Raw genomic sequence first — 11964 nt, 5'->3', positions numbered from 1 at the left:
TCACACGCTACTCCGTGGGCCCGGATGGCGCTCAGTCGCGGCGGTAGCCGAGATCCCGGATCGCGCGACCCTTGTTCGCGCCCTTCGTCTCGAAGGCCGTGATGATCCGACCGTCGAAGCGATCGGCCCAGTCGCCGGTGAACTCCCGAGTGAACCCGGGGGCCGCGTCCATGACCTCCCGCATCTGCACGGCGTAGTCCTCCCAGTCGGTGGCGAGCCGCAGCACGCCTCCCGGGCGCAGCGCCCGAGCAGCGATCGCCGCGAAGTCTGCGTCGACGAGCCGGCGCTTCTGGTGGCGCGCCTTCGCCCACGGATCGGGGAAGAACACCCACAGCTCGTCGACGGAACCCGCGGACAGGCCCTTCTCGAGCAGTTCCGGGGCGTTCACCTCGGCGAGGCGCAGATTCGTGAGGCCACCCTGCTCCGCGCGGATGATGGTGCGCGCGAGCCCCGCGCGGAAGACCTCCACGGCGAGGAAGTTGATCTCGGGCCGGGTCGCCGAGGCGTGCAGGATCGCGTGGCCCTGCCCCGAGCCGACCTCGACGATGAGCGGTGCCTCGCGGCCGAAGATCTCCGTGGGATCGAGCCGCGCGTCATCCGCCACGCTCGTCGCGGCGGGGCCGCGCGGCACATCGATCACGTACTTCGTCTCGTGCTCGGCCCAGGCCCGCTCCTGCGAGGGGGTCATGCGGCTGCGACGGACGAAGGACACCGGCTTGTCGCGGAAGGTGCTCGGGTCGCTACGCTGGGCGGGCAGGGGCTGCTCGGGGTGTTCAGTCACCCCACAACGCTAGCCCAGGATACGCTTGCACCCAACCGACGAACCGAAGGGCTCCCACATGACCGGTCAGATCCTGCTGGTGAACGGCCCGAACCTGAACCTGCTCGGCACCCGCGAACCGCACATCTACGGCACGGAGACCCTCGACGACGTGGAGGCGCTGGTCACCCGCACGGCCGCCGACTTCGGCCTGAGCGTGCGCGCGGTGCAGAGCAACCACGAGGGCGAGCTGATCGACGCGATCCACGCGGCCCGCGAGGACTGCGCCGCGATCCTCATCAACCCGGGCGGCCTCACCCACACCTCCGTGGTGCTGCGCGACGCGCTGAGCGGAGTGTCGCTGCCCGTCGCCGAGGTGCACATCTCGAACGTGCACGCGCGCGAGGCGTTCCGGCGGCACTCCTATGTCTCCCCGATCGCCGCGTTCGTGATCGCCGGGTGCGGGGTGCAGGGGTACGAGTTCGCGGTACGCCGGATCGCCGCGCTGCTCGCGGACTAGCCGATCCGGTACCACCCCGGTATCACCCGGCAGCACCCCGGCCCCGCCGCCTACGGCGCGAGCGGGAAGATGTCGAAGAGTCCGGGGTTGTGCGCGTGCACGAGCACCGCGAACACGACCGCGTCGAAGAGCAGGTGCACCACCACCACGTAGCCGAGCGACTTGGTGCGCAGGAAGATGTAGCCCTGCACCAGCGCGAACGGGATCGTGAGCAGCGGCCCCCACGCGCGGTATCCGAGCTCCCACAGGAACGACACGAACACGACCGCCTGCAGCACGTTCGCGAGCCAGACCGGGAAGTGACGGAGCAGCACTGCGAACACCGTGCAGATGAAGAACAGCTCGTCCCAGATCCCGACCGCGTTGACACCTACGAACAGACGGGCGATGAGGTCGGGCGACGTGACCTCCGGCCAGTTCCGGTAGACGCCCGAGGAGATGAAGTAGCCGGGCAGGATCAGCCAGCCGAGTACCAGCACGCCGACCAGCCAGGACCAGTGCAGACGCCCCCAGCGCCCGCCGCCGCGCCACGGGAAGCCGGTGGCGCGATCCCGGTAGATGAATCGGGAGACGAGGTACGGCACCGCCACTGCACCGCCGAGGGCGAGCGTGAACTTCACCATCGACCAGGTGTCGAGCTCGGCCGCGAGCGGGATCGAGCGCACGATCCCGAGTCCGATCGCGATCAGGGAGAGGTCGCGCAGCAGCGACGGCGCGCCGCCGCGGGGTGAGATCGGCCGATCCACCAGCCACGCGAGCAGCAGGCCCGCAATGAGCAGGCCGAACCCGAGCACCGGGATCTCCGCGACGAAGAACGCCGGCGCGGCGAGCACCGTGAGCGCGGCCGCCGCCAGATGGGCGGGTCGCACGCTCGTCACCGTTGGCCGCTCCCCGATGTCCATGCGTCCAGCGTAGTGAGCGTGCGGCGGCTCCGCCCAGTTCGGCGCCGGCAGAATTCATCTTCCGGCCGCACGGCAATGTCCGAACCGCCGGGTAATGTCTCTCCTATGACTGCACCGCACCCCGCCGACACCCACGACCGCATCCGGGTCCAGGGCGCCCGCGAGCACAATTTGAAGGACGTCAGTGTCGACCTCCCGAAGCGCCGTTTGACCGTCTTCACCGGGGTCTCCGGCTCGGGCAAGAGCTCGCTCGTCTTCGCGACCATCGCTGCGGAGTCGCAGCGGCTGATCAACGAGACCTACAGCGCGTTCGTGCAGGGGTTCATGCCGAGTCAGAGCCGCCCCGACGTCGATGTGCTCGAGGGGCTGACGACCGCGATCATCGTGGACCAGGAGCGGATGGGCGCGAACCCGCGCTCGACCGTGGGCACGGCCACCGACGTCAACGCGATGCTGCGCATCGTGTTCTCGCGGCTCGGCTCCCCGCGCATCGGCTCCCCGAACGCCTTCTCGTTCAACGTCGCCTCGATCAGCGGTGCCGGCGCCGTGACTCTCGAGAAGGGCGGCACGACCGTCAAGGAGCGCCGCAGCTTCGAGATCCTGGGGGGCATGTGCCCCGAGTGCGAGGGGCGCGGCACCGTCAGCGACTTCGCGCTCGACGAGCTCTACGACGCCGACAAAACCCTGACGGAGGGCGCCCTCAAGGTCCCCGGGTTCAGCATGGACGGCTGGTACGGCCGCATCTTCGCGGTGATGGTGCCGATGGATACGCCGATCCGCGACTTCACCGACGAGCAGCTGCACGTGCTGCTCCACAACGAGCCCGTGAAGGTCAAGGCCGACGGCGTCAACGTCACGTACGAGGGGCTCATCCCGCGGATCCAGAAGTCGATGCTCTCGAAGGACCGGGAGGCGATGCAGTCGCACATCCGCGCGTTCGTGGATCGGGCGATCGTGTTCACTGCGTGCCCGTCCTGCGACGGCACCCGACTGAACGAGACGGCCCGCTCCTCGAAGATCCGAGGACTCAGCATCGCCGATGCGTGCGCCATGCAGATCTCCGACCTCGCCGAGTGGGTGCGCGAGATCGACGATCCCGGCCTCGCGCCGCTCATCGAGAAGCTGCTCGACACCCTCGACTCGTTCGTGCAGATCGGTCTCGGCTATCTGAGTCTCGACCGCCCCGCGGGCACCCTGTCGGGCGGCGAGTCGCAGCGCACCAAAATGATCCGGCATCTCGGGTCGAGCATCACCGACGCCACCTACGTCTTCGACGAGCCGTCGATCGGACTGCACCCGCACGACATCCAGCGCATGAATCAGCTGCTCCTGCGGCTTCGCGACAAGGGCAACACGGTGCTCGTGGTCGAGCACAAACCCGAGATGATCGAGATCGCCGACCACGTCGTGGATCTCGGCCCGGGCGCCGGCGCGCAGGGCGGCGAGATCTGCTTCGAGGGCTCCGTGGCGGCGCTGCGGGAGTCGGGCACGCGCACCGGCATCCACCTCGACGACCGCGCGCAGTTGAAGCCGGAGACGCGCACCGGCTCCGGCAGCATCGCCGTGCGCGGGGCGGATCGCCACAATCTGCAGGGCATCGACGTCGATGTGCCGCTCGGCGTCCTCTGCGTGGTGACGGGTGTTGCGGGATCCGGCAAGAGCACGCTCATCCACGGCTACGTGTCGCCGCAGGAGGGCGTCGTGGCGGTGGACCAGGGCGCGATCAAGGGATCGCGCCGATCCAACCCCGCCACGTACACCGGGCTGCTCGATCCCGTGCGCACCGCGTTCGCGAAGGCCAACGGGGTGAAGCCCGCGCTCTTCAGTGCGAACTCGGAGGGGGCCTGCCCGGAGTGCAAGGGCGCGGGAGTGATCTTCACGGACCTCGGCATGATGGCCACGATGGAGAGCCCGTGCGAGGTGTGCGAGGGCAAGCGCTTCGCCGCCGAGGTGCTGGAGTACACCCTCGGCGGCAAGAACATCGCCGAGGTGCTCGACCTCAGTATGGCCGACGCTCGTGAGTTCTTCGCCGGCGGGGAGTCGAAGGTGCCCAAGGCGGCGAAGATCCTCGACCGGCTCGTCGACGTCGGGCTCGGGTATCTGACCCTCGGTCAGCCGCTGTCGACGCTCTCGGGCGGTGAGCGGCAGCGCTTGAAGCTCGCCATCCACATGATCGAGGACGCCGATGTGTACGTGCTCGACGAGCCGACCACCGGCCTGCACCTCGCCGACGTCGAGCTGCTGCTCGGACTGCTCGATCGGCTGGTCGATGCGGGCAAGAGTGTGATCGTGATCGAGCACCACCAGGCCGTGATGGCGCACGCCGACTGGATCATCGACATCGGCCCCGGCGCGGGACAGCAGGGTGGCACCGTGGTCTTCGAGGGCACGCCGCAGGACCTCGTGGCAGGCAAGGCGACGCTGACGGCGCAGCACCTCGTGGAGTACGTGGGCGCGGCGTAGGGGTGCGCTCAGACGAGCTGATTGAGCGCCCGGATCAGGCGGTGCAGGTCTCCCACTGAGCGACGGAGCGGCGTGAACACGATGCGCGGCAGCTCAAGCAGGTCGCGCTCCGAGTGCTCCTCGTCGAGCGGCTCGGTGTGTTCGATCCGGCCCGTTGCGCAGAGACCGGAGAAGCGCGCGTTCAGGTCCGCGAGCTCGGCATCCGTCGGTGCGGTGCGCAGTCTGAGCACGAGTCGATCCCCCACCCAGCGCAGTGAATCGTAGTTGCGCCAGAACCCGGTGATCTCGTCGATCGCCGCGTCCACCGAGTCGGTGACGAGCACCCGATCGAGGTCGTTGATCGTGATCATGCCTGTCCCGGCGAGCTCCTCCGTGACGAACCGCGCGAAGCCTCGCCAGTACGTACCGCCCGGTCGGTCGAGCAGCACGATCGGCGTCGGCTCCATCTTGCCCGTCTGCTGCAGGGTCAGGAGTTCGAGGGTCTCGTCGAGGGTGCCGAACCCGCCCGGCAGGCACAGAAACCCGCTCGACTCCTTCACCAGCATGAGCTTGCGAGTGAAGAAGTACTTCATAGCCACGAGGCGATCGTTCGCCGCGGACTGCGCGTTCGGGTGCTCCTCGAACGGCAGCCGGATCGATACCCCGAGCGAGCGCTCCGGGCCCGCCCCGGTGGCTGCGGCCTCCATGATCCCGGGCCCGGCCCCGGTCACGACGAGCCAGCCACGCTCCGCCAGACCCCTCGACGCCGCCTCGGCAGACACCCAGAGGGGATCCTGCGCCCGAATCCGGGCTGAGCCGAAGAACGTCACCTTCGGAATCTCGCGGTAGGGCGCGAAGAGGCGGAACGCGGCCCGCATCTCCTCGAGCGCCGCCGCGGAGATCTTGAGGTCGAGCCGGTCCGCGCCGTCGTGCGCGAGGCCGATGCCCGTCGCGATGATCCGGCGCACGAGCGAGCGCTGCCCGGTCACCCCGGCATCGGCCAGGAGCGCGTCGATGGCAGCGTCTACGGTGTCGGGATCTGGCGCAGTCACGTGTCCAGTCTAGGGAGCAGCGGCTAGCACTCGACCACGTTCACGGCGAGCCCACCCGTCGACGTCTCCTTGTACTTGTCGCTCATGTCGCGGCCCGTCTCGCGCATCGTTGCGATCACCTGGTCGAGACTCACGTGGTGGGCGCCGTCGCCCATCAGCGCCATCTTGGCGGCGTTGATGGCCTGCGAGGCGGCGATCGCGTTGCGTTCGATGCACGGGATCTGCACCAGCCCGCCCACCGGGTCGCACGTCAGCCCCAGGTTGTGCTCCATCGCGATCTCCGCGGCGTTCTCGACCTGCGCCGGCGAGCCGCCGAGCACCTGGGCCAGCCCGGCCGCTGCCATCGACGACGCCGATCCGACCTCACCCTGGCAGCCCACCTCGGCGCCGGAGATCGATGCCTGCTCCTTGACGAGCACCCCGATCGCGGCCGCGGCGAGCAGGAAGTCGCTGACGATCCGCTCCCGAGCGGCGGCGTCCGCGGGATCCACCCCCGGCGCGTAGTGCGTCGCGTAGAACAGGACCGCCGGAATGATCCCGGCCGCACCGTTCGTCGGGGCGGTCACGACCCGTCCGCCCGAGGCGTTCTCCTCATTGACCGCCAGCGCCACGAGGTTCACCCACTCCTGCCAGTAGCGCGGGTCGCGATCGGGATCCTGTGCCGTCAGCCGTCGATGCCAGTCGGGGGCCCGCCGCCGCACCTCGAGACCGCCCGGCAGCACGCCCGTGCGCCGGAGCGCCGCGTCCTTGCACTCCTCCATCACCCGCCAGATGTGCGAGAGACCCGCCTGAATCTCGGCGGCATCGCGGCGCACGAGCTCGTTCGAGCGCATCACCTCCGCGACGGAGAGCCCGCTCGCCTCGGTGTGCGCGAGCAGTTCCGCGGCCGTGGTGAACGGGTACGGCTGCTCGGAGATCGCGGCCTCGAGGCCGTCGAGCACGGTCTGCTCGGCGCCCTCGCGAACCACAAACCCGCCGCCGACGGAGAAATAGGTCTGCTCCTCCAGCACCTCGCCCACACCGTCTCGCACCCGGAACCGCATGCCGTTCGTGTGGCGCGGCAGCACGGTGAGTGGGCGCAGCACGATGTCGGCGATCGCGAACGGTACTTCGGCGTAGGCGGCGGAAGATCCCGACGCGGCGGCCGATCCCAGCCCGGCAGCGAGTGCACCACCGAGCCGCACGATCCCACTCGTCTCGATGCGCGCGAGCGCCTCCTCCGACTCCGCAGGCAGAATCTGCGCGGGATCGAAGCCTTCGAGGCCGAGGAGCACCGCGGTGAAGGTGCCGTGCCCGTGCCCCGTCGCCGCGAGCGACCCGAAGAGTTCGACCTCGAGCGAGGCGACGGAACCGAGCGCGCCCTCGCGGCGCACCCGCTCGACGAAGTGCTGGGCGGCGCGCATCGGCCCCACGGTGTGGGAGCTCGATGGCCCGACGCCGACACTGAAGAGGTCGAACGCACTGATCGCCATGGGCGGCCGCGTCTCCTCCGAGGATCCCGGATTACTCCGAGAGCTCGGCGTCGTTCGCGGCCGCGTACTCCTCCGCCGAGAGCAGCGGGCCGGCCTCGGTCGTCGCGACGCGGAAGAGCCACCCGGCACCGTAGGGCTCCGCGTTGATGATCGCAGGATCGGCGACCGCGGCGTCGTTCACCTCGGTGACCTCGCCCGTGACCGGCGAGAACAGCTCCGAGGCCGACTTCGTCGATTCGATCTCACCGCAAGGCTGCCCCGCGGTCACGGTCGCGCCCACCTCGGGGAGGTCGACGTACACGATCTCTCCGAGGGCGTCGACCGCGACCTCGGAGACGCCGACGGTAGCGGGGGTCTCGGAGGTGATCCACTCGTGCTCGACGGAGTACTGGAGTCCGGTGCGTACGGTGCTCATGTGCTGCTCATTTCTGTGTGTGGTGCGGTGCTGTGTGGTGCGGTGCTGAATGTGATGCGGTGAAGAAATACGAAGCGGTGCCGTGACGGTCCCGGCCGAGCGCTCAGGCCGGCCGCGCGTAAAACGGCAGCGGCACGACCTCGAAGGGCTCGGCCTTGCCGCGCAGGTCGACGGACAGGGCGGTGCCGGGCGCCGCGAACTCGGGGCGGACGTACGCGAGCGCGATCGGGTACCCGAGTGTCGGACTCGGAAGCCCGCTCGTGACCGAACCGACCACCTCGTCGCCCGCCAGCACGGCGTAGCCGCTCCGCCCGGCGCGGCGGCCCGCGCCGCGGAGGCCGACGAGCACTCGCTGCGGCCCGGTCTCCCGCACGGCCTCGAGCGCGGCGCGTCCGACGAAGGACTCCTCCTTCGTGAAGGAGACCACCGGCCCGAGGCCCGCCTCGAACGGATTGGTCTCGCGGCTCAGCTCGTTGCCGTAGAGCGGCATCCCCGCCTCGAGCCGCAGCGAATCGCGGGCGGCCAGCCCGGCGGGGATCAGCTCGTGGTCGGCCCCGGCCGCGAGCAGCGCACGCCAGAGTTCGGCGGCGCGATCGTTCGGCACGTAGAGCTCGAACCCGTCCTCCCCGGTGTAGCCCGTGCGCGCGAGCAGCACGTCGATCCCCGCGACGGTCGCGTCGTCAGCCGCGTAGTACCGCATCTCACTCACGAGGGCGTGCTGGGACTCGGGAGTGACGGTGTGCAGGATCGCCACCGCGTTCGGCCCCTGCACCGCGATCAGGCTGGTCTCCGCCGACACGTCGGTGATGGTGACATCGAAGCCGCGCGAGCGCTCGCGCAGCGCCTCGGCGACGGTGTCAGCGTTGCCCGCGTTCGGCACCAGGAGGTATTGATCCTCGGCGCGCCGGTAGCTGATGAGGTCGTCGATGATGCCGCCGTCCTCGGCGCAGATCAGCGAGTACTTCGCCTTGCCCACCGCGATGGCGGCGAGGTTGCCGACGAGCGCGGTGTTCAAGAACGTCGCAGCGTCGGGGCCCTCGACGCGGATCTCCCCCATGTGCGAGAGGTCGAAGAGGCCCGCGGCGCCACGGACCGCCCGGTGCTCGGCGAGCTCCGAGGCATATCGCAGCGGCATATCCCAGCCGCCGAAGTCGGTGAACACGGCGCCGAGCGCGGCGTGCTCCTCGTGCAGCGCGGTGTGTTTCGGATCAGTCACGGTGAGGTCCTTTCAACGGGTGATGCGAGCGAGCTGGGCGGGGATCCAGCGCAGCCCTACTCGGCGAACGCCTCGAGCGGCGGGCACGAGCAGACCAGGTTGCGGTCGCCGTGCGCGTTGTCGATGCGCCCGACCGGCGGGAAGTACTTGTCGGTGCGGAGCACGGCCACCGGGTAGACCGCCTGCTCGCGCGGGTATGCGCGGTCCCAATCGCTCGCCACCGCGACCGCGGCCGTGTGGGGCGCGCCGCGCAGCGGGGAGTCCTCGATCGAGAAGTCCCCGGCGATCACCTGGTCGATCTCGGCTCGGATCGTGATCATCGCCTCGATGAACCGCTCGAGCTCTCCGAGATCCTCGGACTCCGTGGGCTCGACCATGAGTGTGCCCGGCACCGGGAACGCCAGGGTCGGTGCGTGGAACCCGAAGTCGATGAGGCGCTTCGCCACGTCCTCGGCGGTCACCCCGGAGCGTGCGGTGAGCTCGCGCAGGTCGAGGATGCACTCGTGGGCGACGAGCCCGCGGTTGCCCGTGTACAGCACGGGGAAAGACTCCGAGAGCCGGGCAGCGATGTAGTTCGCGTTGAGGAGCGCGATCCGGGTCGCCTGCGTGAGCCCGTCGCCGCCCATCATCGCGATATAGGCGTAGGAGATCGGCAGCACCCCCGCCGACCCGAAGAGCGTCGCGACGACCGGCACTCCCTCGCTGACGCTGACGGACCCCGTGGGGTCGTTCGGCACGTAGGGCAGCAGGTGCTCGGCGACCCCGATCGGGCCGACGCCGGGACCGCCGCCGCCGTGCGGGATCGCGAAGGTCTTGTGCAGGTTGAGGTGCGACACGTCGCCACCGAACCGGCCCGGCTGCGCGAGCCCCACCAGGGCATTCATGTTCGCGCCGTCGATGTAGACCTGTCCCCCGGCCTCGTGCACGAGATCGCACACGTCGCGCACGTCGGCGTCGTACACGCCGTAGGTCGAGGGGTAGGTGATCATGATCGCTGCGAGCGCATCGCGGTGCGCGGCGATCTTCTCCCGCAGATCGACCAGGTCGATCGTGCCCGTCTCGGTGTTCTGCACCATGACGACGCGCATGCCGGCCAGGACGGCCGAGGCCGCGTTCGTGCCGTGCGCCGAGGCGGGGATCAAGCAGACGTCGCGCTGCAGATCGCCGTTGGCCCGGTGGTAGCCGCGGATCGCCAGGAGCCCGGCGTATTCGCCCTGCGCGCCCGAGTTCGGCTGCAGCGAGATGCCGGCGTAGCCGGTGATCTCGACGAGGCGCCGCTCGAGCTCCGCGATGAGGTCGCGCCAGCCGCGGCTCTGCTCGGCCGGCACGTACGGGTGGATGCCCGCGAACTCGGGCCACGAGATCGATTCCATCTCCGCGGTCGAGTTCAGCTTCATGGTGCACGACCCGAGTGGGATCATGGTGCGATCGAGCGCGAGATCCCGGTCCGCAAGGCGGCGGAGGTAGCGCAGCATCTGCGTCTCGGAGCGGATCGAGTGGAAGATCGGGTGAGTCAGGAAATCGCTCGTGCGCGTGAGCTCCGCGGCGAACCCGAAGTCCCCCGCGCGCACCCGCTCCCGAACCTCCGCGCCGAAGGCGGTGGCGACCGCGTCGATGGTCGCGTCGGCCGTGGTCTCGTCGGCGGAGACCCCCACGGTGTCCGCGTCGACGAGGCGGAGGTTGATCCCGGCGTCCGCGGCGCGCGCGACGATCTCCGCCGCACGACCGGGCACCGTGGCGAACACCGTGTCGAAGAACGACTCGGAGGCGATCGGGATCCCGGCGTCGGTGAGCGCGTTCGCCAGCGTGCGGGCGTGCGCGTGGGTGCGCTCGGCGATCCCGCGCAGCCCATCCGCTCCGTGGTAGACCGCGTACATCGACGCGGTGATCGCGAGCAGCGCCTGGGCGGTGCAGATGTTGCTGGTGGCCTTCTCGCGCCGGATGTGCTGCTCGCGGGTCTGCAGGGCGAGGCGGTACGCGGGGGCGCCCGCGGAGTCCTTGGAGACCCCGACCAGGCGGCCGGGCAGCGAGCGCTCGAGCCCGGCGCGGATCGCGAGGTACGCGGCGTGCGGGCCGCCGAAGAACAGGGGCACCCCGAAGCGCTGGGTGTTGCCGACGGCCACATCGGCGCCCTGCTCCCCGGGCGGTGTGATCAGCGTGAGCGCGAGCAGGTCGGCGACGACCGTCACCATCGCGCCCCGCTCCTTCGCGGCCGCGATGACCGCGGCGTGGTCGACGACGGCGCCGTTGTCGCCGGGCTGCTGCAGCACGATGCCGGAGAGGTCGCCCTCGGGCAGCCCCGCGCCCAGGTCGGCCACCTCCACCTCGAAGCCGAGCGCCTCGGCGCGACCGCGCACGACCGAGATGGTCTGCGGGAAGAGGTTGGCGTCGAGCACCGTCTTCGCCGTTGCCGGAGCGGCCTTGTTGGCGCGGCGCATGAGGAGCACGGCCTCGGCGGTGGCCGACGACTCGTCGAGCATCGAGGCGTTCGCGACCGCCAGCCCGGTGAGATCCGCGACCATCGTCTGGAAGTTGAGCAGCGCCTCGAGTCGACCCTGCGAGATCTCCGGCTGATAGGGGGTGTACGCGGTGTACCACGCCGGGCTCTCGAGCACGTTGCGTCGGATCACCGGCGGGGTGAAGGTGCCGTAGAAGCCCTGACCGATCATCTGGGTCTTCACGACGTTGCGGTCGGCGAGCTCGCGGAGATGGGCGAGGATCTCCTCCTCGCTGAGCCCGGCCGGGATCTGCAGAGCGTCCGGGCGACGGATCGCTGCGGGGACGGCGGTGTCGACGAGCTCGTCGAGGCTCGTGTATCCGAGCCGGGCGAGCATGGTCTCGACGTCGGCGGGATCGGAGACGCCGATGTGCCGGTCGGTGAATGTGCGGGTGACGGGAGTGATGCTCACGAGGATCTCCGAGGATAGTGCCGCGCGGGCGCGACGGATGGGGATCCTCCCCGCTCTGTGGTGTACCTGAGAGATTCAGACGCGTCCGAGCTGACTCGGGGCGTCGTTGCACCGTCGGTGAGCCGCGTCTCTCGGAGACGGAGGGCTGCTTTCCAGAGTTGCCTCGCTGCGACGGTACGGGTGCCTGAGAGATTCCCGGGGAGGATTTGCTCCTTCGGCGCCGGACTCTGGGTCCGAACTCTCCCGCCATAGCTCAGCGGCCGATATTCACATGTG

General features: G+C 69.8%; 9 protein-coding genes and 1 riboswitch. Of the genes, 2 read left to right on the top strand and 7 right to left on the bottom strand.

Annotated features, from left to right (window positions below; genetic code table 11):
- Positions 1-31: 31 nt before the first annotated feature.
- Positions 32-781, bottom strand: coding sequence for a tRNA (guanosine(46)-N7)-methyltransferase TrmB (gene trmB / locus MUN76_RS14495; protein ID WP_244685686.1), 750 nt, complete (start codon positions 779-781; stop codon positions 32-34).
- Between the two features lie 58 nt (positions 782-839).
- Here trmB and aroQ point away from each other — a divergent pair, with 58 nt between their 5' ends.
- Positions 840-1280 carry a type II 3-dehydroquinate dehydratase gene (aroQ, locus tag MUN76_RS14490; protein ID WP_244685684.1) on the top strand — a complete coding sequence of 147 codons (441 nt, stop codon included), beginning with the start codon at positions 840-842 and terminating at the stop codon, positions 1278-1280.
- Between the two features lie 50 nt (positions 1281-1330).
- Here the strand turns inward: aroQ and MUN76_RS14485 are convergent, their stop codons facing one another.
- Complete coding sequence (locus MUN76_RS14485) at positions 1331-2182, bottom strand: CPBP family intramembrane glutamic endopeptidase (RefSeq protein WP_244685682.1); 852 nt, start codon at positions 2180-2182, stop codon at positions 1331-1333.
- Between the two features lie 105 nt (positions 2183-2287).
- Here MUN76_RS14485 and MUN76_RS14480 point away from each other — a divergent pair, with 105 nt between their 5' ends.
- A complete protein-coding gene (locus MUN76_RS14480) occupies positions 2288-4645 on the top strand; it encodes an ATP-binding cassette domain-containing protein (RefSeq protein WP_244685680.1) in 2358 nt (785 codons plus the stop codon).
- 8 nt (positions 4646-4653) lie between these two features.
- On the opposite strand, the gene MUN76_RS14475 is transcribed toward MUN76_RS14480, so the two are convergent.
- The 5 genes from MUN76_RS14475 to gcvP all read right to left on the bottom strand — a co-directional run bounded on the left by MUN76_RS14475 (position 4654) and on the right by gcvP (position 11688).
- On the bottom strand, positions 4654-5676 hold the full coding sequence (locus tag MUN76_RS14475; protein WP_244685678.1) for an LOG family protein: 1023 nt from the start codon (positions 5674-5676) through the stop codon (positions 4654-4656).
- Between the two features lie 23 nt (positions 5677-5699).
- Positions 5700-7148, bottom strand: a complete 1449-nt coding sequence (locus tag MUN76_RS14470) for an L-serine ammonia-lyase (RefSeq protein WP_244685676.1) — start codon at positions 7146-7148, stop codon at positions 5700-5702.
- A gap of 31 nt (positions 7149-7179) precedes the next feature.
- Positions 7180-7563: a glycine cleavage system protein GcvH gene (gene gcvH / locus MUN76_RS14465; protein WP_244685674.1), complete on the bottom strand. Its 384-nt coding sequence runs from the start codon at positions 7561-7563 to the stop codon at positions 7180-7182.
- A gap of 103 nt (positions 7564-7666) precedes the next feature.
- Positions 7667-8779, bottom strand: coding sequence for a glycine cleavage system aminomethyltransferase GcvT (gene gcvT, locus MUN76_RS14460; protein ID WP_244685672.1), 1113 nt, complete (start codon positions 8777-8779; stop codon positions 7667-7669).
- A gap of 56 nt (positions 8780-8835) precedes the next feature.
- Complete coding sequence (gene gcvP / locus MUN76_RS14455) at positions 8836-11688, bottom strand: aminomethyl-transferring glycine dehydrogenase (protein ID WP_244685670.1); 2853 nt, start codon at positions 11686-11688, stop codon at positions 8836-8838.
- Positions 11689-11850: 162 nt separating this feature from the next.
- Positions 11851-11944, bottom strand: a riboswitch (glycine riboswitch).
- Positions 11945-11964: the final 20 nt, after the last annotated feature.

The sequence above is a fragment of the Leucobacter rhizosphaerae genome, from assembly GCF_022919175.1.
Taxonomy (GTDB): domain Bacteria; phylum Actinomycetota; class Actinomycetes; order Actinomycetales; family Microbacteriaceae; genus Leucobacter; species Leucobacter rhizosphaerae.
This window is presented reverse-complemented; position numbering and strand designations above follow the sequence as displayed.

Bases quoted from the DNA above. Each gene is read 5' to 3' on its own strand.
- aroQ (WP_244685684.1), top strand. From the start codon at position 840: ATGACCGGTCAGATCCTGCTGGTGAACGGCCCGAACCTGAACCTGCTC.
- MUN76_RS14485 (WP_244685682.1), bottom strand. From the start codon at position 2,182: ATGGACATCGGGGAGCGGCCAACGGTGACGAGCGTGCGACCCGCCCAT.
- MUN76_RS14480 (WP_244685680.1), top strand. From the start codon at position 2,288: ATGACTGCACCGCACCCCGCCGACACCCACGACCGCATCCGGGTCCAG.
- MUN76_RS14470 (WP_244685676.1), bottom strand. From the start codon at position 7,148: ATGGCGATCAGTGCGTTCGACCTCTTCAGTGTCGGCGTCGGGCCATCG.
- gcvH (WP_244685674.1), bottom strand. From the start codon at position 7,563: ATGAGCACCGTACGCACCGGACTCCAGTACTCCGTCGAGCACGAGTGG.